This window comes from Micromonospora sp. NPDC047074, from assembly GCF_040643815.1.
Lineage (GTDB): Bacteria > Actinomycetota > Actinomycetes > Mycobacteriales > Micromonosporaceae > Micromonospora.
This window is the reverse complement of the sequence record NZ_JBEYVB010000004.1, coordinates 52,670-79,635: the sequence shown is the minus strand read 5'-3', so window position 1 is coordinate 79,635 and position 26,966 is coordinate 52,670. Positions and strand designations below refer to the sequence as shown.

The 26,966-nt window shown below is 69.4% G+C and carries 20 protein-coding genes, 8 tRNA genes and 1 pseudogene; 10 read left to right on the top strand and 19 right to left on the bottom strand.

From position 1 onward, the window contains the following. Positions 1-59: 59 nt before the first annotated feature. Positions 60-3,188, top strand: coding sequence for a hypothetical protein (locus tag ABZ809_RS08955; protein WP_357561900.1), 3,129 nt, complete (start codon positions 60-62; stop codon positions 3,186-3,188). Here ABZ809_RS08955 and ABZ809_RS08950 read toward each other — a convergent pair. Beyond that, positions 3,176-6,361, bottom strand: coding sequence for a penicillin acylase family protein (locus ABZ809_RS08950; RefSeq protein ID WP_357561899.1), 3,186 nt, complete (start codon positions 6,359-6,361; stop codon positions 3,176-3,178). The genes ABZ809_RS08955 and ABZ809_RS08950 overlap by 13 nt on opposite strands. 450 nt (positions 6,362-6,811) lie before the next feature. Here ABZ809_RS08950 and ABZ809_RS08945 point away from each other — a divergent pair, with 450 nt between their 5' ends. Then, positions 6,812-7,213 (top strand): DUF1622 domain-containing protein, encoded by a 402-nt coding sequence (locus ABZ809_RS08945; protein WP_357561898.1) that lies wholly within the window; start codon positions 6,812-6,814, stop codon positions 7,211-7,213. A 187-nt stretch (positions 7,214-7,400) separates the two neighbouring features. On the opposite strand, the gene ABZ809_RS08940 is transcribed toward ABZ809_RS08945, so the two are convergent. Beyond that, positions 7,401-8,276, bottom strand: a complete 876-nt coding sequence (locus ABZ809_RS08940) for an endonuclease/exonuclease/phosphatase family protein (protein WP_357561897.1) — start codon at positions 8,274-8,276, stop codon at positions 7,401-7,403. Positions 8,277-8,572: 296 nt separating this feature from the next. Here ABZ809_RS08940 and ABZ809_RS08935 point away from each other — a divergent pair, with 296 nt between their 5' ends. The 5 genes from ABZ809_RS08935 to ABZ809_RS08915 all read left to right on the top strand — a co-directional run bounded on the left by ABZ809_RS08935 (position 8,573) and on the right by ABZ809_RS08915 (position 11,757). After that, positions 8,573-8,863, top strand: coding sequence for a hypothetical protein (locus tag ABZ809_RS08935; protein WP_357561896.1), 291 nt, complete (start codon positions 8,573-8,575; stop codon positions 8,861-8,863). Positions 8,864-8,997: 134 nt separating this feature from the next. Continuing rightward, positions 8,998-9,549, top strand: a complete 552-nt coding sequence (locus tag ABZ809_RS08930; protein WP_357561895.1) for an alpha/beta fold hydrolase — start codon at positions 8,998-9,000, stop codon at positions 9,547-9,549. 183 nt (positions 9,550-9,732) lie between these two features. Further along, entirely contained in the window at positions 9,733-10,401 is a 669-nt protein-coding gene (locus ABZ809_RS08925; RefSeq protein WP_357561894.1) for a hypothetical protein, read from the top strand. Between the two features lie 207 nt (positions 10,402-10,608). After that, positions 10,609-10,758 carry a hypothetical protein gene (locus ABZ809_RS08920; RefSeq protein WP_357561893.1) on the top strand — a complete coding sequence of 50 codons (150 nt, stop codon included), beginning with the start codon at positions 10,609-10,611 and terminating at the stop codon, positions 10,756-10,758. A 132-nt stretch (positions 10,759-10,890) separates the two neighbouring features. Further along, a complete protein-coding gene (locus ABZ809_RS08915; RefSeq protein WP_357561892.1) occupies positions 10,891-11,757 on the top strand; it encodes an alpha/beta hydrolase in 867 nt (288 codons plus the stop codon). 354 nt (positions 11,758-12,111) lie between these two features. Here the strand turns inward: ABZ809_RS08915 and ABZ809_RS08910 are convergent, their stop codons facing one another. From ABZ809_RS08910 to ABZ809_RS08840, 15 genes are all read right to left on the bottom strand, one after another. After that, positions 12,112-12,699, bottom strand: coding sequence for a GIY-YIG nuclease family protein (locus ABZ809_RS08910; RefSeq protein ID WP_357561891.1), 588 nt, complete (start codon positions 12,697-12,699; stop codon positions 12,112-12,114). A 206-nt stretch (positions 12,700-12,905) separates the two neighbouring features. Continuing rightward, the gene (locus tag ABZ809_RS08905; RefSeq protein ID WP_357561890.1) at positions 12,906-14,201 is read right to left on the bottom strand and encodes an MFS transporter; all 1,296 of its coding nucleotides are present in this window, start codon (positions 14,199-14,201) and stop codon (positions 12,906-12,908) included. Between the two features lie 593 nt (positions 14,202-14,794). Continuing rightward, a complete protein-coding gene (locus ABZ809_RS08900) occupies positions 14,795-15,748 on the bottom strand; it encodes a serine hydrolase domain-containing protein (protein WP_357561889.1) in 954 nt (317 codons plus the stop codon). Between the two features lie 105 nt (positions 15,749-15,853). Beyond that, positions 15,854-15,928 (bottom strand) — tRNA-Leu (locus ABZ809_RS08895). 1 nt (position 15,929) lies between these two features. Next, a tRNA-Thr gene (locus ABZ809_RS08890) sits at positions 15,930-16,005 on the bottom strand. 6 nt (positions 16,006-16,011) lie between these two features. After that, positions 16,012-16,084: transfer RNA gene (locus ABZ809_RS08885), tRNA-Leu, on the bottom strand. A 6-nt stretch (positions 16,085-16,090) separates the two neighbouring features. Further along, positions 16,091-16,162 (bottom strand) — tRNA-Gln (locus ABZ809_RS08880). Next, the gene (locus ABZ809_RS08875) at positions 16,148-16,504 is read right to left on the bottom strand and encodes an HNH endonuclease (RefSeq protein ID WP_357561888.1); all 357 of its coding nucleotides are present in this window, start codon (positions 16,502-16,504) and stop codon (positions 16,148-16,150) included. The genes ABZ809_RS08880 and ABZ809_RS08875 overlap by 15 nt, the downstream gene beginning before the upstream one ends. A 56-nt stretch (positions 16,505-16,560) precedes the next feature. Next, positions 16,561-16,633: transfer RNA gene (locus ABZ809_RS08870), tRNA-Gly, on the bottom strand. 100 nt (positions 16,634-16,733) lie between these two features. Next, positions 16,734-16,806, bottom strand: a tRNA-Arg gene (locus ABZ809_RS08865). A 94-nt stretch (positions 16,807-16,900) separates the two neighbouring features. Beyond that, positions 16,901-16,976, bottom strand: a tRNA-Ala gene (locus tag ABZ809_RS08860). A 219-nt stretch (positions 16,977-17,195) separates the two neighbouring features. After that, positions 17,196-17,268: transfer RNA gene (locus tag ABZ809_RS08855), tRNA-Trp, on the bottom strand. 589 nt (positions 17,269-17,857) lie between these two features. Further along, a complete protein-coding gene (locus ABZ809_RS08850) occupies positions 17,858-19,339 on the bottom strand; it encodes an RICIN domain-containing protein (protein ID WP_357561887.1) in 1,482 nt (493 codons plus the stop codon). A gap of 115 nt (positions 19,340-19,454) precedes the next feature. Next, positions 19,455-20,960, bottom strand: a complete 1,506-nt coding sequence (locus tag ABZ809_RS08845; protein ID WP_357561886.1) for a family 43 glycosylhydrolase — start codon at positions 20,958-20,960, stop codon at positions 19,455-19,457. Between the two features lie 109 nt (positions 20,961-21,069). Next, entirely contained in the window at positions 21,070-21,954 is an 885-nt protein-coding gene (locus tag ABZ809_RS08840; protein ID WP_357561885.1) for a glycoside hydrolase family 43 protein, read from the bottom strand. 665 nt (positions 21,955-22,619) lie between these two features. Between ABZ809_RS08840 and ABZ809_RS08835 the strand changes: the two genes are divergently transcribed. Next, on the top strand, positions 22,620-24,044 hold the full coding sequence (locus ABZ809_RS08835) for a hypothetical protein (protein WP_357561884.1): 1,425 nt from the start codon (positions 22,620-22,622) through the stop codon (positions 24,042-24,044). A gap of 98 nt (positions 24,045-24,142) precedes the next feature. On the opposite strand, the pseudogene ABZ809_RS08830 reads toward ABZ809_RS08835, so the two are convergent. Then, a pseudogene (locus ABZ809_RS08830) lies at positions 24,143-24,522 on the bottom strand (hypothetical protein). Positions 24,523-25,226: 704 nt separating this feature from the next. Here ABZ809_RS08830 and ABZ809_RS08825 point away from each other — a divergent pair. Both ABZ809_RS08825 and ABZ809_RS08820 read left to right on the top strand, forming a co-directional pair. Next, on the top strand, positions 25,227-25,859 hold the full coding sequence (locus tag ABZ809_RS08825) for a 3'-5' exonuclease (RefSeq protein WP_357561883.1): 633 nt from the start codon (positions 25,227-25,229) through the stop codon (positions 25,857-25,859). Between the two features lie 88 nt (positions 25,860-25,947). Next, positions 25,948-26,250, top strand: a complete 303-nt coding sequence (locus ABZ809_RS08820; RefSeq protein ID WP_357561882.1) for a hypothetical protein — start codon at positions 25,948-25,950, stop codon at positions 26,248-26,250. A 63-nt stretch (positions 26,251-26,313) separates the two neighbouring features. On the opposite strand, the gene ABZ809_RS08815 is transcribed toward ABZ809_RS08820, so the two are convergent. Next, positions 26,314-26,610 (bottom strand): hypothetical protein, encoded by a 297-nt coding sequence (locus ABZ809_RS08815; RefSeq protein ID WP_357561881.1) that lies wholly within the window; start codon positions 26,608-26,610, stop codon positions 26,314-26,316. Between the last annotated feature and the right edge of the window lie 356 nt (positions 26,611-26,966).

Genomic DNA, 26,966 nt, shown 5'->3' with positions numbered 1-26,966 from the left:
TACCGAGGAAGCGCTTCCGCACGCCGAGGACGGGGCCGGCGGGCCACTACCATGCGAGCGTGACTCACGTCGCTCGGTTCCGCAGGCCGTACCCGCTGCTCGTCGCCGCGGCGGTCCTGTTGGCGCTCGGCGCGGCCACGGCCTGGGGGGTCGGCGACATGCTGGGGCTGAGCCACTCCCCCGCCGCCGTGCCGCGCGAGGACGCCGTCGCCGCGCCGGCGCGGACGCCCGCACCGGTCCCGCCGTTGGTGTCCCTCGTCGTGCCCGACGAGCCGCGCGTCAGGAAGGCCGCGGCCGCCGTCGCCGACGCGGTCGTCTCCCGCGGCCTGCCCCGGCCGGTGCTCGCCCCCACCGCGCCGCGCCCGGCCAGGTCCGCGACGGCCGCGCCGGGCACCGGCGCGGCGCGCGGCACGGCCCCGGACCTGTCGGCGGTGACCACGCTGCGGGCGGGCGTGCTGGCCACCCTCGGCGGGTCGCCCGAGTCGTACCGGCTCGACGTGCACGGCGCCGAACTGGCCGTCCAGGGCGGCGACGTCGCGGGCGTGGCGGCCGGGATGTACCGGCTGGCCGACCGGATCCGCTCCGGCGCCGAGGCGCTCCCCGCGGCGGACGCGGGTCGGGTGGTCCTCCCCCGGCTCGGCCTGCGGCTGACCGACGCGGGCTCGGTGGGGCGCGAGCCCGACCCGGCCGCCTTCGCCGCCGGCGACGACTACGGCCTGAACACCGACGTGGTCGGGTCGGCGGTGCTGCCTGGCGCGCCGTGGGTGGACGCCGACGCGGTGGCCCGCATCGACGCGCAGTTCCGGCAGTTCGTCGACCACTCGGTGGCGCAGGGATTCAACGGCATCGTCGTGCCCGGCTTCCTGGAGTACGTCACGTTCGCGAAGGTCGGCGACGGGCGCGCGGTCTACCCGCCCGGCGACCCGCACGTCGACCGCGCGCGTGCGATGGTCGCGGCGTTCGGCCCCGTCTTCCGGTACGCCGACGACATGGGCGTGCGGGTCTTCCTGCTGACCGACATGCTCGCGGTGTCGCCCCCGCTGGAGGCGTACCTGACGCGGACCGTCGGCGGCCTCGACGTGGCCGACCCGCGGCTGTGGGCGGTCTACCAGGCCGGTCTGGCCGAGCTGTTCGAGAGCATGCCGTTCGTCGACGGCCTGATGGTCCGCGTCGGCGAGGGCGGCGAGGTGTACGCCGGGGCCGGCTGGGACTACTCGTCAAAACTCGCCGTCACCACGGAGACGTCCGTGCGCGCGATGCTGCGGGCGCTGCTGGACACCGCTGGCCGGGCCGGCAAGGAGATCATCTTCCGCACCTGGACGGTGGGCGTCGGTGCCGTCGGCGACCTGCACACCAACCCGGAGTCGTACGAGCGGGTGCTCGGCGGGCTCGACGACCCGCACCTGATCGTGTCCACCAAGTACACCCTGGGCGACTTCTACAGCCACCTGCCACTGAACACCACCCTGCTGGGCGGCGGGCACCGCCGCATCGTGGAGTTCCAGGCCCGGCGCGAGTTCGAGGCGTTCGGCTCGCTGCCCAACGATCTCGGCCCGCTGCACCGCCAGGCGCTGCGCGCGTTCCTCGCCGCCAACCCGAACGTCGAGGGCGTCTGGAACTGGACCCAGGACGGCGGGCCGCTGCGCGCCGGGCCGATGTCGCTGCACCTGCGCGCCGGCTTCTGGCAGCTCTACGAGCTCAACACGTACGCCGTCGGCCGCCTCGCCTGGGACCCGCACGCCGACCCGGCGCAGGTCACGGCGGACTGGGCGTACCGCACGTTCTCCGGCGACCCGGCCACCGTCGCCGCGATCGGGCAGGCCATGGCGCTGTCCCGGCAGGCGGTCACCAAGGGCCTCTACATCGGCCCGTACGCCGACCGGTCGGTGCGGGCGCTCGGGCTGGAACCGCCGCCCATGATGTGGATCTTCGAGTGGGACATCCCGACCGGCGACTCCGCCGCGCTGGACAGCATCTACGCGGTGACCGGCGGCCGCGTCGACCAGGCGATCGAGGAGGGCACGCAGGCCGTCGCGCTGGCCCGGCGCATGCGCGACCTGGTCGCCGCGACCGACCCGGCGACCTGGCGGGACGCCGAACTGCGCGGGCGCTTCACCGCGACGCTCGACTACCAGGTCGACCTGTTCGAGACGCTGGGCGCGTACCGGGCCATGGTGCTGCGGCACGCGCAGTGGCTGGACACCGGCTCCCCGGCCGCCCGCCACGACTGGCGGCTGGCCGCGGCGGCGTACCACGACGCACGCGACGCGCACCGGCAGCGCTACGGCGCCGACCTGGACCTGCCCGCGTACAACTTCACCGCCGCCGACCTCGGGGCGCGGCGCGCCGACCGGGACCCGGCGATGGCCTGGGCGGCCCGGGCGTTGCTCGGGTCGATCCTGCTCGTGGTGCTGCTCGGCCTGCGCGGGCGCGGGTCCGGCGCGGCCGCCGCGCGCGGGTTGCTGCTCGGCGCGCTCCGGCCGTGGCGGGTCGCCGCGCTGCCGACGCCCGGGGCGCGGGCCGACCGGGTGCTGGTGTGGCTGGTCCCGGCCGTGGTGCTGGCCGCGAGCCGGCTCGTGCTGACCTGGTTCGCCGCGCCGGCGCACCTGCTGGTCACCCTCGGCGGGTGGGCGCTGTTCGCCCTCGTCGTACGCCTCGTCGTCGGCCGGCGGGACCCGTTCCACCTGTGGGCCGTGGTCGGCGGCGTCGCGCTGCTGCGCAGCGTGCTGCTGCTGGCCGCGCTCGCCGGGCGCGGACCGGGCGGGTACTGGTTCGCCTTCTGGACCGCGCCTGGTCTGCGGGCGGCGTACGTCACCGTCGCGTTCGCGGCGTTCTGCTGGCTGTTCGTGGCCGCCGCCGTGGTCCTGCGGGACCGGTACGGGCTGCGCCGTCGAAGCGCCGTCGGGCTGACCCTCACCGCCGCGGGCGTGCCCCTCGGCGTGTTGTCCGCCCTGGTCTCGGTGGTGGGCCTGGAACGCGCGCTGACGGTGTGGAACGACCAGCTCGCGCTACTGCCCTGGGGCCTGTCCCGCATCCTCGGCATCACCGTGCACCTGGGCATCCCCGCCCAGCTCCCCGCGTACACCGCCGCCGCCGGAGCCGCCCTCGCCGCCGCCGGCCTGCTCCTGTCCCTCGGCCGGCCGGCGGGAGGGTTCCCGCCGGCCGGCCGTCGGCGTCACCGGCCGTAGACCTCGAACTCGTGTAGCGAGAACCCGTACGAGGTGGCCCGCTTGAGCCCGTACACCCGCACGTAGCGGGCGGCGACCGGGGCGAAGGTGGCGTTGTCGACGCCGCCGTTGCCGGTGGTGGTGGCGAACACCGGCGTCCAGGAGTTGCCGTCGCCGGAGACCTCGATCCGGTACGACGTGCCGTACGCGGACTCCCAGCGCAGCACCGCCCGGCTGACGGTGCGGGCCGCCCCGAGGTCGACCCGGAGCCACTGGTTGTCGTTGTAGCTGCTGGCCCAGCGGCTGCTCAGACTGCCGTCGACCGCCTTGTCCGGCGTGTTGCCGGTCAGGAACTGGGTGCTCGACGCGGTGGCCGGGCGACCCTGGGCCAGGTTGGTGACGTCGTCGCCCCGGCGGGCCGGGAACGAGACGACCTGCTGGTAGGTGGGGCGGTTCTGCCAGGCGATCACCGGGTGGGTGATGCCGCCGAGCCCGGAGTGGGCGATCGAGTCGGCGCACCACTGGTCGCCGGCGGAGCAGGACTTGTCGCCCGGGTAGACGGTGGTGGCCGGCACGGCCGTCGCCTGCCCGAGCGCGCCGAGCAGCGCCGTGCGGCACGCGGCCAGGTCTCCGCCACCGCAGTACGCGCGCCCGAGGCCGCCGGCCACCGGGTCGCCGAGCACGGTGCGCACGTCCTTGTCGACGTAGCCCCACCAGCCGTACTGGAACGACGAGCCCTTGTGCGCCTGGCCCTGCAACGCCCAGCTCGCGGCGCCGTCGCGCCCGCCGTTCTGGCCGCCCGACGGCGCCTCGTTGACCTCGATGGCGTCGACCAGCGCGGCGTAGAGGTCCGGCCCGAGGCCGGGGCGGAACTGCGCCGAGGCGAGCAGCGGCCACCACGCGTCGAAGATCCGGATGGCGTCGGCGTGCTGGTAGACCTTGGAGCCGGGCGTGGTCTCCACCCGCCGGGCGCCGGCCTGCTGCCAGGCCCGCAGCTTGCCGACCGCGTCGGCCAGTGCCGGGTCGGTGACCGGCGCGCTGTCCAGCACCCGCAGCAGGTCGCCGAGGACCTGCTGGCCGCGCAGGTCGGTCACCGCCGCGTCCGCCATGATCTTCACGACGTCGGCGCGGCCGAGCTTGCGCTGGGCGATCGCCGCGCGCACCGGACCGTCGAGCAACTGACCCCGGTGTACGGAGCCGAAGCTGAAGTTGCCGTCCGCCGCCCCGAAGTCCCGCGCCTGCTTGTTGTTCCAGCTCACGTAGTAGTCCTGGTTGACCGACTGCGGGTGGGCCGAGAGCGGGGTGTAGGTGGCCTCGTTGGTGTCCGGGTTCCAGCCGACCCACTCGTACGCCGGCTCGGCCTTCGCCGGCAGGTTCGGGTCGACGGTGGCCGGGCGGACCGGGTTCGAGCCGGAGTTGAAGTACGCCGCCTCGGTGGAGTTGACGTAGAACCAGTTGAACGCGTACCCGACGCTCGCGGCGGACGTCTGGAACGCCGCCGCGCTGCCCATCGCCGACGGGTCGTTGAAGGCCTGGAAGCCGATCGCCGAGTCGGCCTCGTGCCGGTAGGTGGAGCGCAGCTTGGTGAACGCGGTCGGCTGCCCGTTCACCAGCCCCCGGTAGGCGACCAGCCCGTACTTGGTGCGCAGCGCGCGCAGCGTGTAGGACCCGGCCGGGGTGGAGTCGGCCAGCGTCGGCGACCAGGAGTTGCGCTGCTCCAGCGTCTCCATGGCCAGGCACTGCCCGTGGTAGAGGTAGCGGTTGCTGCGCAGCGTCGGCGCGCTGCCGTCGGTGGTGCACAGCCGCACCGCGTAGGTGTCGGTGAGGTCCTGCGAGGCCGACGTCGCGCTCCACGCGTAGTCCTGGCCGCGGCCGAGCAGCACGTAGAGGTTCAGCCCGGCGAACGCGGCGCCGCGCGCGCTGATGCCCGGCCCCTGCAACTCCTGGAGCATCAGCAGTTGCGGGGCGAAGTAGCCGGTCTGCGGGCCGAACACGGCGACCGGGTTGCCGGTGGTGGTGTGCCGCCCGGAGACCACGACCGCGTTGGACATGCCGTGCGCGCGCAGGTTCGCCAGGCCGCCGATCAGCTCCTGGGTGGCGGTGCTGGCGCCGGTGCGCGCGGCGGCCCCGCCGGTCTGGTCGTAGGCGAGCGGCTCGGCGACCACCGTGCCGGCGTCGGGGAGCACCGCGCTGGTCGCGCCGGGCGGCGTCGCGCCGTACGGGAAGCTCTGCCCGTCGTGCAGGGTCAGCACGGTCTCCGGGTCGTTCTGCGACCGGAACGCCGCCCACACCCGGTCGCCCTCGGTCGCGCCGTACTTGGCCCGGGCGGCCACCCGGACCAGCGCGGACTGGATCTCGCTGCCGCCGCCCCCGCCGAAGAGGCCGCCGATCACCCCGGCGGTGGCGATCAGGTCGGTCATGGTGAAGTGCTTCGGTTTGCCGGCGCCGGCGAGCACGTACTCGCCAGGGTAGTTGTCGTCGGCGATCGACTTGTCGATGTAGGCGTTGATGCCGGCGATGTAGTCGACCACGTCGGTGTAGAGCTGCTGGCCCCGGGCGCCCTTGGTGCGCAGCGCGTTGACCTGGGCCTGGAGGTCCGCCTCGGTGTAGGGCGAGTTGGCCCAGACGCTCTGCTCCAGCTCCCGGTTGCCGGGGGCACCGCCGGCGAACGAGGTGACGTTGCCGCGGCCGACGTGCCGCAGCAGGTCCATCACCCAGAGCCGGTCCTGGGCCCCGGCGTAGCCGGCGCCGAACATGGTGCCGGCGCGGGTGGTGCCGGTGACGCGCGGGACCCCGGTGGCCTTGTCCCGCACGATGGTGACGTCGGCGCGCGGCGAGACGGTGCTCTCGACCTGCGCGGCGGGGACGCCGAAGGAGGCGTCGTTGAAGAAGTGGGCGATCTGCTCGTCGGTCAGCCCGGCGTAGTTGTAGACCAGGTTCGCGTACTCGTCGAGCTGGTCGCTGGAGTGCGCGGGGCGGGTGCCGAGCGCCTGGTGGGCCAGGATGGCGGCCAGCGTGGCGTTGCCGTTCTGCCCGGGGGGCAGGATGTCGGCGCACTGGCCGAGGCAGTAGTCGTTGGCGGCGAACGGGCTGGCGGCCAGCGCCGGTGCCGGCGGGGTGACGGTCAGGACGCTCGCGGTCAGGGCCGCGGCGGTGAGCGCCGCGAGCCGGGCGCGGAGTGGGGGACGGGGCATGAGAGTTCCTCCGGGGACGCGGAGTCGGGCCTTCGGTACGCCCGGCTGCCGTGCCGACATCTCGCCCTCCGCGCCCGGGCGCTCCACCCGGAGGTGAGATTGGCTCATATCTATCTCCGGGCAATGATCGCGGCCGGCCGCCGCCCGGGATAGCAGTCGTTCACCAACCGCCAATGCCGACGTTTCGCCCCGCCGGCGTCGCTCCCCGGACGTGACAGCGGGGGCGGTGCCGTCGCCACCCCCACCGCGTCTCCCCGCTGGCGCGCCGTCAGTGCTTGTGGAACGACTGGTGCGCCACACCCGACGCTGACGCCCTCGTTACCCGACCGGAGGGCTGTCGAGGCGGAGACGTGAAACCTGCGGTCAAGCCCAATCGGATCCGGCATCATGAACTTTCGGCGCCCGACGGACGGTCAGGACGGCCAGCACGAGCGCGCGCTGGAGTGAGCAGTGTCGAGAACTGAGATCGTCGATGGGGTCGGATATCTCCTCGACCTGGCCGGTGTACTGGTCATCGCAATCGGGGTGGCCATCGCCTCGATCAGGTTCCTGCTGAGCTGCTGGCGGACCCGGCGGCCGACGGCGGCGTACCGGCCCTACCGACAGGGGGTGGGCCGCGCGATCCTGCTGGGACTGGAACTGCTGGTGGCCGGCGACATCATCCGCACCGTGGCGGTGTCGCCGACCTTCTACAGCGTCGGGGTGCTAGCCCTCATCGTGGCGGTCCGGACCTTTCTCAGCGTCACCCTCGAAGTCGAACTGGAGGGTCGTTGGCCGTGGCAGCGACGGCCCGGCATAGCCGGGCTGAAGGCGCCGGCCGGCGGCGAGCCGGCTCCGGCCGGAGATCGATAGCTGCTGGCCGGATGCCCTGCTGGTGGCCAGGATGACGATCATCGGCACCGACCGCCACCCGGGTCGTCCGCAAGACAGTCGTTGTGGAGCAGACTCCCGCAACGCTCTGCTCTCGCCGGCAACGGTTCCTGCCCGGCCTCGTCAAGCGGGGCGCGAGCGGACTCCGTTGCCGACGAAAACGGGTACGTCAGCTCTGGATGGAGAACGTCGCGACGACCCCGTTGTGGTCGGACCTGGTGCCACCGACGATGTCGTAACCGGTCATCCACATGCGCTGGTAATCCGGCAGCCGCTTCCAGAAGTAGACGTAGTCGATGTGCCGGTTGCCGTGCGTCCCGGTGCCCTGCTCACCGTAGAGGTTGTAGTTGGAGCGCAGGTTCGGCAGCTCGTTGGCCTCGAAGACCTGCCACGGAAACTTCGCGTACCCGTAGCTCCGGTCGGCGCTGAAGTCGACGTTGAGGTCACCGCTGACGATGACCTGGCCCGTGCCCTGCTTGGCGACCGCCAGGTCCTTCAGAGCCTGGAACTGGGCCTCGGCGCACCTGGTGCGCGGCAGGTCCTGCGGCTGACCGGCGGCCTCGATGCCGGCCACCGCGTGGGCGTTGATGTGCGTCACGGTGCGGCCGCTGGTCTTGTGCCGGTACGTGACCCAGTTGTTGTACCGCGCGGGTGGTACCTCGCCCGGACCGTTGGTGTCACAGACGAAGATCGAGCCCTTGTCGAGGACGTCGAACATGTTCTTCCTGGCGATCAGCGTCTCGCCGGCCTGGTTCGTCCCGCCTGGCGCGTACAGCCACCAGCCGTTGTCGGCGGCCCAGCCTTCCAGGAAGGCCTTGCGGTTGCCGACCTCGTTGAGCCCGACGAGGTCCGCCTTGGACGCGATCAGGTTGAGGTCGTGCGCGAAGTCGGCCTGACTCAGTCCGTAGTAGATGTTGAGCGTCGCCGCCTTGAAGGCCGTGTTCGCCGCGGCGGCTGGAGTGGCCGGCAGCAGAGCCGCCACCAGCGCGACGGCGCCTGCGAGAGCGCCCAGGGCACGGGCCGACCAGTTTACTGTCTCGCGCATCGACTTCCCTCCACACCAGGCCGCCATCGATGGCGGTCGGTGCACCCTAACAACTCGGATCGATGCGAGATTGAACGGCAGGAAACGAAAAATCGTCAGCTCGACGTCGGCCTGCTCGATCCGGTGGCCGGCCTTCGCGAAGGGTGTCGGCCCCGCCGGCGTACGCGGAGCGCACGAGATCTCGTCATAATGCTGCCGTGGCACCCTCCACCAGAAGCGCGCGATCCGTTGGCCGGACGTGGCGGACTGCGCGCTTCGTCGGCGCCCTGGCCCTCGCCGGTCTCGTGGGATTCGAGATGACCGAACGGCGGGGGCCGGTCCTGGGCGTGCTGGCCACGTTGACGTATGGACTGCTCCTGGGCGCTACCGCCCTCGCCTCTTCGCGGGTTCGACGCTGGTCGGCCGATCACAGCGTGGCGGACGCCGTGTTGGTCGTACCGCTGTCGTTCTTCGGTCTGCTACTGGTTCCGGCGTTGTCGTGGTGGGTCGCCGCCCTGATCGCGGTAGTTGCCGGTGTGGTGTTCGTGCCGGTCGTGGTGCACCGGCGAGCCCGTCGAGCGCGGGCGGTGCGGCCGACCGACCGTTGACCTCGGTCTTGGTGTCGACTCCTTCGGTGCCGCCGTCAGTTGCCAGGTGAAGGCGTCGTTGCGGCTCGGTTTCGTCGACTCAACCACGACCTTCGCACCCACGAGTCCGAGGATCGTCGCGTTAACCTCCTCGCATGACGCGTCACCTTGTCGTGCCCGGTCGAGGAGTTCCATTCCCCGACCACTGGTCGCGTGGCTGGGTCAGGGACCACCCGGAGTACCAATGGGCGCCCGAGCCGCCCGGGCCACCGTACGTCGCCGCCGAACGGGTCGCCGCGCTACACGCTGCGATAAGCGCCGACGGTGAGCCGGCGATCCTCATCGCACACAGTGCTGGATGCCTGACCGTTGCCGCCTGGGCCAAAGAGCACGTCGGTCCCGTCCGTGCCGCTCTACTGGTCACACCACCGTACCTGGATCCGGACTGGACTCCCGACCCTGGCGAGCCGGTCGATGTCTTCATCGACCACGTGCCACGCGAGCCACTGCCCTTCCGCTCGATCCTGGTCGCCAGCCGCAACGATCCAATCACCACGTTCGAGCAGTTCGAAGCGTACGCGCGAGACTGGGGCTCGGAACTGTTCGACGCGGGCGCCGTCGGGCACCTGGACTCCAAGACGGGGTTCGGTGCGTGGCCCGACGGCGAGCGCCTGGTCCGATCACTGGCCCAGCCCGTACAGCCATGACACCGCTAACGCCACTGCCGAAAGATTCAGCCAGGAAACGCGGGCACCGGAAACCGGGCACAGCGCCGGTAGCCAGTAAGCTGCGACGCCTGATCGGGTAGTTGCGATCCTCGCCAGGTGCGTAGACCGGCCGCATCAACCCGCGCGGCGGGCACTGTCGGTGGCCGGCTCTATGGTGCCGCCATGACGATCAGAGATGGTTGGATCTCGTTCGATCTCGGCAGGTTCCGCAGCCACGAGGTCGATTTCGCCACGTACAGCGGCAGCTCCCACACCGCGCTACCGGCGCTTCCCCTCGGGCATCCAGGTGGTCTGCACAGCTGGATGCGGGAGTTGGTGCCACTCGGTGAACGCGCTGCCGGTCAGTACGGCCTGGACACACTGACCAATGGCGCGCCCGTGTCCGGAAATGAGGCGGCCTTGCCGGAGCAGTTCGTCGCGTTCATGGCTGATCCGGTGCTGCGCGATTCGGTGCCGACCTGCACGTCGTGTTACTGGGCTTCCGACCTTCCGCGGGCGCCGAGCCCCGTCCACCATGGCGCGCAGCTGGTGCGGTTCCTCAACGACCAGCAGGGTTGTCTGTTCTGGTATCTGCACCTGCTACCGGACGGCAGCCACGAGGTCCTGTGCGGTGCAGAGGCGTACGACCTGCGGGTGGTCCCCCAGGAGGAAGCGCATGAGGACCTGGTGCGGGTGGCCGACGACTTCGACCAGTTCATTGCCCGATTCTGGATCGAGAACCTTGCCTGGTACGAGGTGGTGGGACAGAAGCGATCCGATGAGCAGCTCTCCGAACCGGTCTGGGAGTACGTACGCCACTATGCCTCCGCGGACCCGCCGGCCGTTCGGTGACCAACCACCGGCGCGGCTGCAACTCGGCTGGGCTGACACCACCCCTTCGTCCTCACCCCGTCGCTACCCCCAGCGCACATCCTGCGCTGGGGGACCCAGCAATGGGCATCCCAAGCCAGAGCCCGACGATCCCACCAGCGCAGACTCGGTCGCTACGGCAGCCAAAAGATCAAGTGACGTTTAAGCACGATTCGAAAGGGACTGCCCATGGGCGTGGAGTTGATCCGACGCCGCCTGTCGGTTGATGAGCTGCGGACGGTGCTGGACGATCCGACGATGGCTGACCCGCTGCTCCACGGCGAGGCCGTCGAGATGCCCAATCCCGGACTGGATCTGTGTCGACCACCCACCTCCTGAGTCACCTGAGCCGGTGAGCCGCACCGCCTGCTACAGGTAGTCGGCCAGGACTTGGTCCTGGGGCAGTCGGTGCTCAGCCGCAGGACCGGATAGTGGCCAGGTGAGGGCGTCGGCGTGCGTACGCTCACGTCCATGTCTGCAGCCGAGATCGAGATGGATGACGGTGCACAGCTGCGCACGTGGACCACGGGCTCCCTGGATCACGCCGACATCCCCTTGGTCATCCTGCACGGGGGTCCGGGGCTGCCCGACTATCTCGGCCCGGTCGCCGGCATGGTCGAGGACCTGTGCCTGGTCCATCGCTACGACCAACGTGGCACGGGAGGATCCGGCTGGGAGGGGCACCATACGATTGCCCGACACGTTCGAGACCTGGCGTTGTTACTCGACGCGTGGGGGCACGACCGGGCCGTCCTGGTGGGGCACTCGTTCGGAACCAACCTGGCCTGCTACTTCGCCCTGGCGCATCCCGAGCGCGTCGCGGGATTGATCCAGATCGCCGGGCCCTTCCTGGACCCCTGGCGCGATGCCTACGGTGCGGCGCAGCGAACACGACGCACCGACGAGCAGCAAGACAGGCTCGACGAACTCGAAGCGAACGCATCGCGGACCGACGCCGAAGAGATCGAGTACCTCACTCTGTCGTGGTTCACCGACCACGCCGACCGGGCTCGGGCCTGGGACTGGGCATTGGCATCGGCCCGCGCGCTGCGACCCGTCAACTATGTGATGAACAGCCAGCTCAACGCCGCGAAGAAGGCGGACCCGCTCGAATCGCACGTGAATGAACTCCGCGAACGCCTTCCCGCCGGCACCGTGATCATCGGCGGAACCGATGACAGCCGGCCCGCCGATGCCCTGCGACGACTCGGAGCCCACCTCGGGTGCGAGGTCGTCCTCATTCCGAACGCGGGCCACCATCCCTGGCTGGAAGCACCGGACCAGTTCACCGCGGCGATCCGCACGGCCGTGGCGAGACAAACCCGCAGACATGCCTGACGAACCACCGTCATATCGGCGGTAGCTCGGACCAGAACGCACTTCAGTTCGGCATTCGGGGCACCAACCGGCGTGCCGATCGCGCTCACGTCACGTGACGCACGGATCGCGGCATGAGCGTACGAGCGATCAGGCAGTGCCGTCGATCTGCCTGATCCACCGGCGAACCGCCGAAAATGCCGCATCGGCACGGCCCGGAGGACGCTCGCGGCTCCGTGGCCGAGCCTTCAGCGGGATCAGCGGCCCATCGACATCAACGAAAATCAAGGGGCTGTTGGCAAGGCCGGCGATCACGCTCGACTCGTACGGCAGCAGGAACGCGCAACCGCACCCGTCGGCATGTCGGGCAACCAGTTACGGCGTTCGCGGAGGCTCGGCCGGGCGGCTGCTGGCGTTGTACAAGTTCTTCGCGGCGACAACGGCGGCCTGGATGTGCTCGGGGCCCACGCCGTGTACGTTGAGCGGCGGGTGCACACGCCGGACAAGTTCGGCCTCGATGATCGCCGGTTCCGCATCCTCCGCCCAGGTCAAGCGCAGGTGCGCGTGCATCCACTTGGTCAGCCGCGCCTCATCCTCGGGGACCAGGACGACACGGTCGGTCCAGGTCGTCCGGTATCCCTCGGACACAAGAAGCCCGGCCAGGGTACGGCGCAGAGTCGAGCTGCCCGAACGCCTCAGATGGTTGCGCAGGATCCGCCCCCGCAGGCTGCCCGCCCGTCCGAGGTACAACAGCCGTAACGACGGGATGTGCTCATTCGGCAGTCCGGGAAGATCGGGAAAGACCGAGGGAGCAGCCCACCAGGCGTAGACACCGCTGCCACGGCTGAGCCGCTTGGCGGCGACACTGAGTTCGACCGGCACGCCGCAGAGCAGCCGCAAAGCCTCGCCGACCCGGGCCTCGTCGGTAGGGACGTCGTCGGGTCGCCGTTCGGGAATGGTCATCGAGACCATCGTAGTTCCCGGCCGATCGTGGCCGGGACCGGAAGGACCGGATGCCCCACGCAATGGCACCTGAACCTGCACCTGCCTGGCGGAACCCTGCCTAGCGCGCTTAGCGAGAGAAGAGTGAGCCGCCGTACGTGGCGGCGGCTGAATCCTGCTCTTCGAGCTGAAGTCGCGGCCGGCCGGCCTTGAGGACTGAGGACCGGTCAGGCGCGGGCGGCTGGTTCGGTGGGCTTCGTGGTGGGGCTGTCGCTCGGTCCACCGTCGGCTGACTCGATCTCCGTTGCGTCGGCAGCGTGGGCCGGGGCCGCCGCCTGCAGCCGGCGGACGTCCCTGCTGGTCAGCATGCCGAGGACGGCGAGCACCACCAGAGTCGCCAGAATCAGCAGTGTGTCGCGGGCGCCGATCGCCACGGCGACCGGTCCGACCGCGATCTGGCCGAATGGGATGGCGATCCATGACCCCAGCATGTCGTAGGAATAGACGCGGGCGAGTCGGTCGGCCGGGATGTGCTGCGCCATCGACGTGTCCCAGGCCACCGCGAACTGTTCGACGGCGATGCCGACCGCCACTGCGGCCAACAGCAGCACGACGATGGTGGGCGCCAGGGCCAGCCCCAACAGCAGGAACGACTCGGCGAACATGCAGGCCACCCCAAGCAGCAGCAGCCGGCGAACCCGGATCCGCAGGGCGATCAACCCGCCCACGACCATGCCGACGGTTTGCGCCGCCAACACCAGGCCCCAGGCGCTACGGCCGACCGTCTCGTCCGCGACGGCCGGGCCGAGCACGTTCACGCCGCCAGCGAGGGCCGCATTGAGGATCATGAAGCCGAGCACCACCACCCAGACCCAGGTCCGCGCGGTGAATTCCGTCCAGCCCTCCCGAAGGTCGGCAACGACGCTCGTGCGGGTGCTCTTCGCTGGCGAGGCAGCGACCCGGACTCCGGCGAACGCGACAGCCGCGACAGCGAAGGTGAGCGCGTCGATGGCGAGGCCCCACCCCGGCCCGACGGCGGCCACCAGGAGACCGCCGAGCGAAGCGCCGCCGATCATGCCCGCGTTGATGCCGAGCCGGATGAGCGCGTTGGCCGGCTGGATCAGCTCCGGCGGTACGGTCTGCGGCGTCGCAGCGGCCGAGGCTGGCTGGGACAGCGCGCTCACGATGCCGTTGGCCGCGCCGAGCGCCAGCAGCAGCGGGATCGTCGCCGTGCCGGTGAGCACCAGGGCGGCCACCACCGCCTGGGTCACCGCACTCAGCACATTGGAGCCGACCAGGACCAGCCGGCGCGGAATCCGGTCAGCTATCACCCCACCGAAGAGCACGAACAGCACGGTCATCAGCGATCGCGCGCCGACCACCAGGCCCAGGTCGCGCACCGAGCCGGTCATGTCGAGCACGGCGAAGGCCAACGCGATGGGAGCGACACCGTTGCCCAGCATGTTGACCAGCCGGCCGGCAGCCAGGTATCGGAACGCGTCATATCGCAGCGGAGCCAGCATCCGTCCTCCATCTGGAACAGGCGCATCAACGTGAGCGGTTCGAGGACATCAAGCCGTTCGCCCCCATGATGCCCTCCGCCGGAGTGCCCGAGGCCGCAGGGAACACTCGTGATGATCGCCTCTCAGCGCGGTTCGATCGAGCCATTTTTCTCAAGTGCGGCAGAGGACCACGGATGGGTGCGGATCGAGCTCGTGGACACCGATGACGTCACACGCACCGCATTCGAGCGAGGGTGCCGGATCGCTCATCGCGGGGTAGACGCTATCCCTGCGGCTGCTCATGATCGATGCCATTTGTTGGGCGTCGACCACCGATCTCGGCACCCTCATCCCGGCATGAGCGGGCGGCGCGGCCCGCCAGGCGACCGCACGTAGCGCCCGCTCGACGGCAAATCAGTGCGACGATGGGATGCGACCCTTGATGCATGGCAGGACCAGCAACCTCAATCGTCGACGTTCCGTCGCATGACACGCTCCCGAGGCACTACGTGGCACCGCGAAGGACGGCCTGCGAAGACCGGCACACAGGCTCGACACCGACGAATCTCTGCGTACCCGCAATGCTGGGTGAGTTTGGCGCTGCCTGCCGGGCGCTAGCCGTAGTTGCGGCCGGCCAGTTCGATGAGGGCGAGCAGGGTGTCGTGGCAGTCCTCGGCGTTCATCATCACGGCGACCGCTGTGCCCGACACCGGCCAGGCAAACGAAAAGCACCTGTAGCCGGTGTTCTGCCCGGTATGCCCAAAACGCCCATCGCCAAGTTCGGTGCCAAGACCAAACCCGCCGGGCACCTGCGGGGTCAGCATCTGTGCGGCCAGATCCTGCGGCAGTAGCGCGGATTCGCCCGCGGCGGCACGGCTGATCTCCAGCTCCAGCCGCACCAGGTCCGCCGGGGTACTCCACAGCCCGGCGCCGGCCATCTCCGGCTGCGTATGCCAGCCGCCGCGAACGGGGGTGCCGCCACAGTGGCCGCGGGCCGCACGGTCCCGGTGTTCGTTCGGGAAGTGCTGATCAAAGCTGCTGTCCACCATGCCCACCGGTTCCAGCACGAGCGTCGCCATCAGCTTGTCGAACGGCGTCGAAGTCACGTCGGTCAGGAGTTGCTCGAGAACGGCGTAGTGGCTGCCTGAATAACGGAACTCGGTGCCCGGCGGCAGTTCGCGCCGGACCCTGGGCGTGTTGGCCGGTGGCTCACCCTGCAGGATCTGCTGCAGTGATGGCACGGGCTGACCTGCGGCGTACCCGGGGAACCAGTTCTTGGTCAGGCCTGCGGTGTGGGCCAAGAGCTGGCGTACGGTCACCGTACCGGTTCCGGGCAGCCGCCAGGTGGACAGGTAGGCGTTGACGTCGGTGTCGAGATCGAGGGTCGCGTCGGCGACCAGCCGCAGCGTGCCGAACGCGGCGACGTGCTTGCTGATCGAGCATGCCGGGAACAGCAGGTCGTGACCAGCAGTCCAGACGTCACCGTCGAGCCCGCCGACCGCGACCCCGATGCCGGAAATGCGGTCGGTACCGGGAACCAGGTCCTGCCACTCCTCTTCGAATCCCATGACCCCCGAGTATGCCGTGGTCAGACCACACTGATGAGTTTCAGCAACCGGGCCACTGCCTGGCCGCAGCCGCCAGCTACGAGCCCCAGAGGATGGTGCGGTGCGTACCCGGAGCGCGATTCGAACGCGCACTGTCGCCGTCCTGAGCGGCGCGCCTCCTGCCATTTGGGCTACCCGGGCGTGGAGCCGGCGGCGGGACCTGAACCCGCTGCCTGCCGATTACAAGTCGGCTGCACGGCCTGTCGTGCTGCGCCGGCATTGCGTGCCCTCGGCGCGAGTCGAACGCGCACTGACGACGTCCTCAACGTCGTGCCTCTGCCGTTGGGCTACGAGGGCGGAAAGCTGGGAGCGGAGGATTCGAACCTCCACGGACCGGGTCAGAGCCGGTCATGCTGCCGGTTACATCAGCTCCCAATGCGGCCAGCGGGGTGATGGCGCGCTGGCCGGCATCAGCAACAGGGACAGCGCGGCCCGGGTGGGTACCGTCGGTGCGGTCCGCAGGGGCGTGCGCGCCTCGGACGGGGTCCGGTCGCCCTTGGGCTGGTTGCAGCCGCCACAGGCGGCCACGGTGTTGAGCCAGGTGTTGGCGCCGCCGCGCGAGCGCGGCAGCACGTGGTCGATGGTGGACGCGGCGCGGCCGCGGAAGCCGCGGCGACGCCCGTCGCGGGCCAGCACGCCGGCGCGGGACCAGGCCGGGCCGCAGCTGTGCCGCCAGCGGGTCATCACATGGGTGGTGAGCCGGACGACGGTCGGCATCGAGTACGAGCACGTCCGCCGAAATCTCCTTCCGGTGTCGTGGCCGGAGGTGGGTGTGGAGCGGCTACCGGGGCTCGGACCCGGGACCGCCACGGCAGAGCGACGCTCTGCCTGCTGAGCTACAGCCACCTGCGAGCCGTCGACCGGATTCGGACCGGTGGCCACACGCCGGCCGGTGGAGACAGGCCCCGCCCCTCCTGAAGGGGCGCGGCTCGCACCGCTACTTTCGTGTCCCCGGAGAGATTCGAACTCCCGGCCCCCGGATCCGTAATCCGGTGCTCTATCCACTGAGCTACGAGGACAGACGGAATCGTGCGCGGCCTACCCGGGCTTTCCGGGGCGGTGACCAACCGCCTGACGGGTGGTCAGCCCGTCATGTTCGCCGTTCACATCCCGTGGTGGACCTGGGCGGATTCGAACCGCCGACCCCCGGCCTGCCGAACCGGTGCGCTACCCGCTGCGCCACAAGCCCCTACGTCCGGAACCCCCGAGTCGAACGGGGTGTCTCGCGCTCCCAAGGCGCGCGGGTTGCCGTCTCCCCCGCTCCGGATCACCCGGCCGCTGGCGGATCTACCGGTGGCCGGGCCATGACGTCCGATGCGGCCCACGAAGGTGTGCGCGGCATCGGTGATGTGCCATCCGCTGTGGAATTCTCAACAATCGATGCCGCCGGCGGGGCCGGGGCGGTGCGTACGGGCAGCAGGAATCGAACCCGCGTCTTCCAGCTTTGGAGGCTGGTGCTCTGCCGGTGGAGCTACACCCGTAGGTCGAATAGGGATGTGGTGGCCGGGGGCCGGGAAGAAAACGCCGCCCGATCCCGGATCTGGGAGGGCGGCGCGAGGATCGCTAGCGGGTGCTAGCTGCGCCACCGTCTCAGCTCTTTGCTGGCCTTGTTACCGGCCAGCAGGCCGGGTCGCCCGAAACAGGTCATGGCGACCTCGCCGCGCGGCGTGAGCCGCTGCGATGCGATCGAGGTGTGCCACAACATCTCGGTCTCCCGGTTCCTAGTTGGTCGGCTCGGTGCTGATCTCCACAGTAGGGGCGGCCATCCGCCTCTGCAACGCTATTAGAGAGCGACGTGGGACCTCTGGTTGCTGTCCGAGGGGTATCCGGGCCCGCTGGCATGGTACGGATTGTCACCCCGGATGGGGCAGGGTGCGTAGCTCGGTGACGAGGTCGCGCACGCCGGGGATGCGGGACGCGACGGGGATGCCGTCCGGAGGTCGCTACAGGCCGGGGGTTGGCGGCGCGATCCGCTTGCGGGCCGCCTTCCGGCCGATGCGAGCCCTCTCCCTCCCCTGGCAAAAAGCAGGTTCAGCCACCTCCAATGCGCCCCCAGCGCCGACACGGTCGTCACACGACCGTGCGTGACCACTGCTGGTTGGTACCGGTGTTGCACGGATACTGCTTGAGGACCACGCCGTCCGCGGTCGACGCGGACGGCACGTCCACGCACTTGCCGCTGTGTCGTACCCGGAGCTGGAAGTAGCTGCCGTTCGCGACCATCTGGAACTGCTGGTTCGCGCCGGTGCCACAGGTGTACTGGACGAGCTCGGCACCGTCGGCGGTGGAGGCGCTCACCACGTCGAGGCACTTTCCGCTGTGCCGGCTGACGACGCGCCAGTAGCCGCTGCCGGCGTCCTGGAACTGCCACTGCTGCCACGCGCTTCCGCCGTACGTGTACTGGCCGACGCGCGCGCCGTTGTCGGTGTTCGGTGACTGGACGTCCATGGCCTTGCCGCTGTGGCGCACGTTGATCCGGTAGGTCGTTCCCGTTGCTGGAGGGGGTGTCGTGGGGCCGCCGATGGTGTCGCCCCACCCGTAGCGGATCCGGTCGGCGCCCGAGGTGTTGCGGACGGTCAGGTCGAGGTTGGTGCCGCTACCGCTGAGCGAGAACATCGAGTACGCGTCGTATCCGGAGCTGCCGGGCTTGCCGCCGAGGGCGGGCCAGTAGGTGCCACCCATCCGGTTGTCGCGCATCACCTGGGCCATGGCGCGAATGTGGCGCACGAAGTTGTCGGTGCTGCCCGCGTCGGCGTAGTCGAGGCCGTTGTCCATGAGCGCGCCGAACTCGGTGGCGACCGCCCGGGAGGCGCAGTTGCCGAGACGGGTCTGGATGTGGCTCAGAAAGGCGTCGTAGGTCATCGGGCTGTAGAAGAAGGCGTAGTGGTGGAAGGAGAGCAGCGTCGAGTTGAAGCGGGTGTCGTTGCAGACGTCACGCAGGTCCTGGCTGTAGCCGGTGCCGCCGATGAGCACCCGGCCGGGCACCGCGGAGTAGTGGTAGCTGAGCCAGTCGGCAGCGACGTTGCGCCATTCCGTCGAACTGTAACCGTGCGGCTCGTTCATCGGCTCGAAGTAGACGTTGGTGTTCGAGCCGTACGTGTGGGTCACCGTGGACCACATCGTGTTCCACGCGGCCAGGTTCGTGATCCTGCCACCGGAGGCGGCACCGTCCTCCCAGTACGCCAGAATGACCTTGAATCCGCGGGCGGTGGCCGCGTCGATGGCGCCTCGGTAGGCGTCCCACCACGTCGTTCCCACCGTGTGGGTGTTGATGGGCAGCCGGACCGTGTTGACCCCCATGGTGGAGGCCATGTCGTCGTAGAGGGCATTGGCCTTGGCCCGCACTGTCGCGTTGCTGTCGGACGAGTTCAGGCCCTGCACGACGAGTGGACCGGTGCTGAAGTTGTCACCCAGCACGGCCCAGTTCATGCCTCGGAACTGGTTGGTGGCGGCGGTGGCCGGTGACGACGTGACGACGACGCCGACCATCCCTGCCACTGCGGTCACCAGCGCGACCAGCGACCAACGCAGCGGTCGGCTGATCCGCGACACTCCTGATACGTAACCGCCAGACGACGTGATCCGGGTCGAGAAACGTCCACTCACTGGATCTGGCTCCTCTCGGTTCGAGCTCACCCGCACCACACCCGCGCTGTGCGGTCGGGTGTCAGGCTGTCCGTCGGAACGTGGCGTCGGCGCGGTCCGAGTCGGTGCTGATCGCGTCGATCCGCAGCACGTAGTTGCTGTGCCTGACGTACCGGCCGGGGAAGTTGTAGGACTGGAACGACGACCACGAGGAGTTCGCCAGTCCGGCCACCTGGCGGAAGGTGGCGTCCTCCCGGAACGTCGTCGAGCCGTTGTTCGGTTCCAGGCCCAGCACGTAGTTGTTGTGCCGCAGGTAGTGGCCGGGGAAGTTCACCGACTCGAACGACACGTACCCGGATCCGCTGTCCGCCAGCCCGGGAACCACCCGGAACTGCGCGTCCAGCGCGGGGGCGACGTTCGGGTCGATCCGGACGGCGTAGTTCTGATGCCGTACGTAGCGGTCCTGGAAGTTGAACGACTGCAGCCGCTGGACGGGCACAGCGCCCGCGTTGTTCGTCTCGCCGGACGGGCCGGCCAGGACGGTTGAGGTGGAGACAGGGACACCGAGGTGCGGCGTGCCGTCCGGGTTCCAGGAGATCCGCTGCGCGCGGCTGGTGCGGGTGGTCCCGCAGCCTTGGGAGGACGATGAGTTGGCGTGGTAGACGATCCAGTCCTCCGTGCCGTCGGGCGAGGTGAAGAAGGAGTGGTGGGCGGGACCGTACACGCCGTTGGTGTCGCTGCGCTGGAACAGCGGGTTGGCGAGCTTGGTCCACGAGGTGCGGCTCAGCGGGTTGGAGCCGGTCAGCTCGAGCGCCCCGATCTTGTAGTCGGGCGTGCCGCAGTAGCTTGCCGAGAAGGTGAGGAACGTGCGGCCGACGCGTTGCAGCGGGTAGGGGCCCTCGTTGACGGGGTTGCCCTGGCGCTCCCACGAGAAAGTGGGCTCGGAGATCAGCGTCCCCAACGACGCGGGCGTCCACGGGTTGGTCAGACGCGTGATGTAGAGGCTCTGCAGGCCGCCGTTCTCGAACCCCGAGTTGTTGTTGAACGCGGAGAACACGAAGTAGTTCACCCCGCTCACCGTCATGACGCTGCCGTCGATCGACCAGCCGTTGTTCGGCATCAGACTGAGCGGGCCCCGGTAGGTGTAGGGACCCATCGGATCGGTTCCCGCGCTCTCCAGCACGTGCTGACGCTGCCCGCCGCAGCATGCGCTCGGGCCGGCCGAGTAGTAGAGGTACCAGCGCCGCCCATTCGGGCCGTCGAGCAGGTGCATGCTCGGCGCCCACATGTTCGATGTCGCGTTCGGCTGCGACATCGTGAACACCCGGGTCTCCGGTGCCGTGCGCAGGCCGCCGAGAGTCGACGCCCGACGGATGTAGATGTTCCCCGTCCAGGTGGTGGCCGTGTAGTAGTAGTTGCCGTTGTAGTAGCCGAGCCACGGGTCGGCGCTGTTGGGCGTACCGACGACGGGATTCTGGAACGACGCGCCGGGGGCGGCGCCACTCGGGGTGGAGACGGCGCCCATGCCGACGCTGAGCAGGACGGCTGCGACCAGTGCGATGACGGTGGATCGGGTACGTGCCAGCATGAGGTACGCCCTTTCGACGGCCGTGTTTCCGACGTGACGAGGTGACGGCGCATCGAGCCACCTGGCGTCTCGGCGTTTCCGAGCCGCCGGATGACCCGGACGGGTCAGGTCACTTGGGAATTGCCGTGCCGTGGCGGCAGCCGGAGCAGCCCACCAGGCTCAGGCCGGTCCACGAGGTGAGGTTCGCGCTCGTCGCCGTCCAGATACCACCGTTTGTGTACTTGTCGACGTAGATCCGGTACTGCCCGTCGTCCAGCCGCACCAGTGACGGGCCCTCGTAGCCGGAGCTCCACAGGGTGCCTTGGCGGGTCCAGCCGCTGGTCAGGCTGTTACTCGTCCAACGCTCGATGTACTTCGTGCTCTCGTTCTTCGTGAAGGCGTGGTAGGTGCTGCCGGACTTCACGACGTAGGTGTCGATGTAGTTGTAGCCCAGGCCGCCCATCTGCTGCGGGCCGCTCCACGACGTGAGGCCCGCGTTCTGGGCGGTGTAGACGTACGGCCGGAAGCCGCTCGGGTTCGTGGTCTGGCGGACACTCACGATGACCCGGACGGTGCCGCCCTCGACGTAGAACTCCGGCGCCCACACGTTCTGCGTGCTGGAGATGCCCGACGGCACGGTGGCGATGTTCGTCCAGTTCCGCAGGTCCGTGCTGCGCGCGACGGCGAAGTAGGTCGAGTTCGTCGTCCAGGACTGCCACGTGTACGCGACGTAGTAGGTGCCGTCGCGCTTGATGATGCTCGGGTCCCGGAGCACGCCGGTCGGGCCCCGGAAGTTCGTGTCGTAAAGGACGCTGTAGCTCGTCCCCCCGTTGGTGGACTGATAGACCCACAGCTCCTGGTCCGCCGCCCCGTCGCCCTTGAACGTCGTGTAGATCAGCGTGGTGGCCGCCGAGGCGGGCTGCGGGGCCGTCAGGCCACCGAGGATGAACGCGAGGACGCCGACCATCGCGACGAGCGGGCGGAATGCACCTTTCCGTTCCTTGCGAATCGTCATGTTGCCTCCTTGCTCTCGGGCCCACGCGGGCGGGGACCTGATCGAGACGCCGTGGGCGGTCGGGTGGCTGTCGGCCCCGAATGACGAGATGTGCGCCGGCCGTCGTGAGCGCGCCGATGACACCGAGGGTCGGGCCGCCGGGCCCCTTGTGGGTACGCCGGTGGTCGAAGCCGCTGTCATTCGTCTCAGGCCCCGGCCGCCACCCCTCTCAGGAAAGCCAGCGATGTTAGCGCTAACAGACTGCGTCGCCGACAACCATGAAGGACTTCACCATCCTGGCGTAGCTCACCCGCCGCACGGGCGATCCTGGCACGCAAACCCGCCACAGTCGCCATGTGTGCTGGTTGTTAAATCGAGGTATCGACAAGTGTTAGCGATCCCATCCCGAGTGTCAAGCGCTCGGGCCGGCGCGCTGCTTCACCTCGGATCGGGCTCCGCCACCGTCCACTGCCGCACCGGCCCGCGCCGCACGAGGTCGACGCGCCCGCCCGAGACGTCCCGATCGCGCCTCTCCCACCTGCCACTACGGCGATCATGGCCAGCCGCAAGGCGGCTCCGCCATCAAACTTCCACCGCCATACATTGATATACATCACTTCAATCGGCTTAGATGAGCGGGCGGTCCCGATCCTGGGAGCGCGCACATGCCGACCGAGGAGAACCCTTTGCCAAGGCTCCACCTCCGGGTACGTCGGGCACACGCCCTCACCGCCGCCGCCGCGACCCTGCTCGCGGCCGCCCTCACCGTGGTCACACCCACCGCCGCTCACGCGTGGGGGCCCGGCGCTGAACCCACTCTGCCGTACGCGCTGCCGGCCCTCCCCGACGTGCCCGTACGCGGGTGCCAGTCGACAGTGGCCAACCCGTCCGCGCCGACCGGGGCCAGCCCCGCCCTCCAGGTCATCTACGCCTGGCACGACGGCAATGGCAACAACTACGAGGCCAACGTCGAGTACATCGCCAAGGTGGTCGATCGCATCGACTGGGCGCTGGACCAGTCGAGCAACTACGACCAGCATGTCAAGCTGAGCTGCCGCACCGGGTACGACACCAGCACCTACGCCGGTTACGCCCGCTCGCTGATCGTCCCCGAGAAGATCGACGCCGGGACCAACCCGAGCACCAGCTCGGCCGTCGTCCGCAGTGACCTGATCTCCGCCGGATACGACGACAGCAACCGCATCTACCTCGTCTTCACCGACTTCGCCTCGAACTCCGACGCCTACGTGTGCCCCACCGGCGGCGGATACAACTCCTCCGGCGGGCACTGCTCGGCGGTGACCGAGTCCTGGACCACCGGCGTGGGTGGGCACGAGTTGGGACACGTGCTCGGCGCTCCGCACGCCTGGATGGCCGAGACGGGAGCGCCGTACTACCCCGAGATCATGTACGGCTGGTGGGACAACTGGAACCTCGACCCGGGCTTCCGCAACTACTACGACCCGAGTGAACTGTCGGCCAGCTTCTATCTCGACCCGCACCCCTCCACGTCGAAGGGGAACATCGCCAACCACCCGATGCTGACCGCACCGACCTGCTGCGACGTCGGCGCCAACAACGACTCGCTCACCGCCGAGCAGCGGACGTTCGAGGCGACCACGCCAGGCAGCAGCACGTCGACGTTGACCTCGTCCGGCGGCTGGCACCAGGTCACCCCCTCCTGCGGCACCTCGGGGATCTCCTGCACCTACTTCGACGGGCGTCGGTCGGCGCAGTTCAACACCTACACCGGCCCCTCCAACAGCTCGTCGATCTCGCTGACCAACCGGCCGGCGGTGACCGCTGGCAACACGTACAAGTTCTTCGCCAGGCTGCGGGCCAACGCCGCGGTGACCACACAGCTCCAGCTCGCCTGGTACAACTCCGGCGGCACCCTGCTGTCGACCAGCTCCGGCACCGCGTCGACGCTCGCCAGCAACTGGCTGGAATACCGGCTGACCGCCACCGCTCCGGCGAACGCGACCTCCGTGCGGGTCACCTTGGCCGTGCCCAATCAGTCGACCACCGGCAACTACGCGATCAACATCGACAGTCTCCAGCTAAATGACTGCACGGCGAACACCGGCGGCAACTGCCGCTACGACACCTGACCCTCCGCTGATCCGGACCCGGTGCGGGCCGGCGGGCACTCGCCCCGCCCGCACCGGGTGCGGCGCCCACCGTGCCACCCGCCTGACCGCGCACCCACTCACGCCTCGTCCTCCGCATGATGGTCGCGCCGGTGTTGGCATCGCGCAGGGTTGCCGCCGCACCTGAGCTCTGCTCGTGGATCTGCCAGATCTCCTTTCCGGCGCGGCCCGGGACGAAAGTCGCTGACGTGCAGCGCGTCGCCGTGGGCGTAGAAGTTGGTGGTGTACCGGCCCGTACCATTGGCGTTGATCGTCATGCCGCCGTAGATGAGTCGTCGGTGCCGTTGCCGTCGACGTCGGCGATGGACAGCGGATGCGTGCCGCGTCCGGTGTACTGACCACCGGCGTTGGCGGAGTCGAACTTCCACCGCAGGGTGAGCTGTCCTTCGCGGAAGTCGTACGCGGCAATGGCGCTCTTGGCGTAGTAGCCACGGCCCATGATCAGGCTGGGCCGTCGGCGGCTGAAGCCGAATTCAGAAGGCCAAGCACTGGAAGTTCCGGATCCGCCCAGGCGAACTTGCTGAGCCGAACCGAAAACAGTTTCTGTTCGGCATCGACGTCCCCTGCGCCATGTGGCTGAGGACCTGACGCCTCCGATGGCCCAGGGAGCGACATGCTGGCCAGGCGCTCGCTCCTGTCCGACGCCATCGCTCCCACTACCGGCGGCACTGACCAATCCACCACTGCGCTGGCTGACCGGACCCACCGGCCGGCTACCCGAACGCGCCATCACCGGCGGCCGCAACACCATGTCCACCGTCGCTGGCATCGAGGCCACCACCGCCTTCGGGACCCAGGAAGCCGCAATCAGCGGTGGCCTGAGAGGGCATCTGATCCGTGTAGCGGTCGATACACGTTCAGTCGTCGCGACAGTGGTTCTTGGTTCGTTGATCTCGTCGTGGGCGTGAGGCGACGTGGGTATCGGTCGGACGTGTCGGACGAGCGCTGGGCGTTGATCGAGCCGGTGCCGACCGCGGGGCGGGCAGCCCGGGGTGGGGTTGGGGACCAATCGGCCGGCGCATGACCTACGGGAGATCGTCAACGCGACCCTGTAGATGGCAAGGACGGGGATCGCGCTGGGAGTACCTGCCGCAGGACTTCCAGCCGGCGAAGACGATTCATGACTACGGGAGACTGGCGCCGATGGGTTTCCGGCTGTGGCACGGCACCGAGATCGTCGCACTCGACGTGGAAGGCAGCGGCGCCCAGGACCGTGGCACCGAGGCGATCCTGGAAGTGGCCATCGTTCCCCTCGCACACGGGCGACCCGACCTCGGTCAGGCGTTCACGTCGCTGGTCAACCCGGGACGGCCGATACCTCAGCGGCCCTGGCTCTCACCGGGACTGTCCAACGCCGTGCTCGCCGACGCACCGCCGCTGGAACAGATCGCCCCGAGACTGGTCGAGCTGGTCGAGGGCCGGTGGGTGGTGGGGCACAACATCAACGTGGACTGGCGGCTGCTGAGCAGGCACCTGCCCTCGCTTCGTCCGGCGGGCCTGCTCGACACGCTGCTGCTGGCGCGGGCGCTGAACTTCCCCAAGTGCTCCCTGTCGGCGCTGGTGGACAACCTACGGCTGCACGAGACGATGCAGGCGGCGGCCGGAGGCAGCCAGCCACACCGCGCCTATTGGGACACGGTCGCGACCGCCCACCTGCTGTCGCGGCTGATCTCCCGACGGTGGCCGGTCAAGCCGCCGACTTTCGAGAGCCTTCGGCTTGCGGCCGGCGTGGCACTCCCAACAGGGCCGGTCGACCAACCTGACTTGTTCGGCTGACCCACGCCCGAACCACCCGTGTCCCGCCTGCTCACAGCTGTGCTGAGCACCAGGCGGTGCCCGACCGATCCGAGCGAAGGAGTGCTTGATGGCCCAATTGGTCGATACCGATCGCGCTGGCGAGATTCGGGACGCGCTGGTCGCGGAACTGCGCGCCCAGGGAAAGATCGCGTCCGAGGTGGTGAAGGCGGCGGTTCGTCGCGTGCCTCGCGAGCGGTTCATGCCTGCCGGCACCGAACTCGCCGTGGCGTACGCCTACGACCAGACGGTGGTGACCAAGTGCAACCAGCACGGCCAGGCGATGTCCTCGGTGTCCGCGGCCTACATCCAGGCCGTGATGCTGGAGCTGGCCGAGCTTCGTCCCCCCCACCTGGCCGCCGGGCGAGCCTGACGGTCGACCACGGTGGTAGGCGTCAGGCCACGTCCGCGTAGGACTTCCGCCCACTGACGGTGGTCAGTAGCAGCTCAGGTGGCTTGCGAGGATCCAACCGTCCTCCTCGGGTGCCTCGGCGCCGTGGCCGAAATACCAGAGGCGGTACGAGCTGTCCGTGACATACGACAGGTGGAAGCGAAAGCCGCGGCCGGCATGCAGCGTGCGGAGGTAGCCAGTCCCGCCGTTACCGTCGTAGGAGGCGAACAGCCAGCCGTTTGAGCTCACCGTGCACAGGACGCCGAAGGTGCCGGTGGCGTGTGCGGGGGTTGCCGTGGCGAGCGTGCCGCCGCCGACCGCGACCACCAGAGCGGTGAACAAGCTGACCAGTCTGCGCCTCATGCGGTCCTCTTCCAGTGGATGGACTCTGCAAACCGCCAAAGTATAGGTACACCGATCTGCGTTCACTGCCCCACACTCGGCGCAGGCCGCCGCCTCACCAGGACAGTCGTTTGCGGGATCGTGAACACGGTTCAGGCAGGAGTGATCCGGCGACACCATGATCCGGCTACTCGCGCCCTGTGGCATGGCGAGCCTACTGTTCGACGCTGCGGCGTCGATGGTCGCTGCGGCGGGCCGCCGGACCGTCACTCGCGACATTGATGTTTGTAGATGTGCCAGTCGGCAAACTACGACCTCGACAGAGGCTACGATCGATGCCGCCGGCCTCATTGCCG

Excerpts from the sequence above, each read along its gene's own strand:
- ABZ809_RS08950 (WP_357561899.1), bottom strand. The coding sequence starts at position 6,361 with ATGCCCCGTCCCCCACTCCGCGCCCGGCTCGCGGCGCTCACCGCCGCG.
- ABZ809_RS08940 (WP_357561897.1), bottom strand. The coding sequence starts at position 8,276 with ATGCGCGAGACAGTAAACTGGTCGGCCCGTGCCCTGGGCGCTCTCGCA.
- ABZ809_RS08935 (WP_357561896.1), top strand. The coding sequence starts at position 8,573 with ATGACCGAACGGCGGGGGCCGGTCCTGGGCGTGCTGGCCACGTTGACG.
- ABZ809_RS08930 (WP_357561895.1), top strand. The coding sequence starts at position 8,998 with ATGACGCGTCACCTTGTCGTGCCCGGTCGAGGAGTTCCATTCCCCGAC.
- ABZ809_RS08925 (WP_357561894.1), top strand. The coding sequence starts at position 9,733 with ATGACGATCAGAGATGGTTGGATCTCGTTCGATCTCGGCAGGTTCCGC.
- ABZ809_RS08920 (WP_357561893.1), top strand. The coding sequence starts at position 10,609 with ATGGGCGTGGAGTTGATCCGACGCCGCCTGTCGGTTGATGAGCTGCGG.
- ABZ809_RS08915 (WP_357561892.1), top strand. The coding sequence starts at position 10,891 with ATGTCTGCAGCCGAGATCGAGATGGATGACGGTGCACAGCTGCGCACG.
- ABZ809_RS08910 (WP_357561891.1), bottom strand. The coding sequence starts at position 12,699 with ATGACCATTCCCGAACGGCGACCCGACGACGTCCCTACCGACGAGGCC.
- ABZ809_RS08905 (WP_357561890.1), bottom strand. The coding sequence starts at position 14,201 with ATGCTGGCTCCGCTGCGATATGACGCGTTCCGATACCTGGCTGCCGGC.
- ABZ809_RS08900 (WP_357561889.1), bottom strand. The coding sequence starts at position 15,748 with ATGGGATTCGAAGAGGAGTGGCAGGACCTGGTTCCCGGTACCGACCGC.
- ABZ809_RS08875 (WP_357561888.1), bottom strand. The coding sequence starts at position 16,504 with ATGCCGACCGTCGTCCGGCTCACCACCCATGTGATGACCCGCTGGCGG.
- ABZ809_RS08845 (WP_357561886.1), bottom strand. The coding sequence starts at position 20,960 with ATGCTGGCACGTACCCGATCCACCGTCATCGCACTGGTCGCAGCCGTC.
- ABZ809_RS08840 (WP_357561885.1), bottom strand. The coding sequence starts at position 21,954 with ATGACGATTCGCAAGGAACGGAAAGGTGCATTCCGCCCGCTCGTCGCG.
- ABZ809_RS08825 (WP_357561883.1), top strand. The coding sequence starts at position 25,227 with ATGGGTTTCCGGCTGTGGCACGGCACCGAGATCGTCGCACTCGACGTG.
- ABZ809_RS08820 (WP_357561882.1), top strand. The coding sequence starts at position 25,948 with ATGGCCCAATTGGTCGATACCGATCGCGCTGGCGAGATTCGGGACGCG.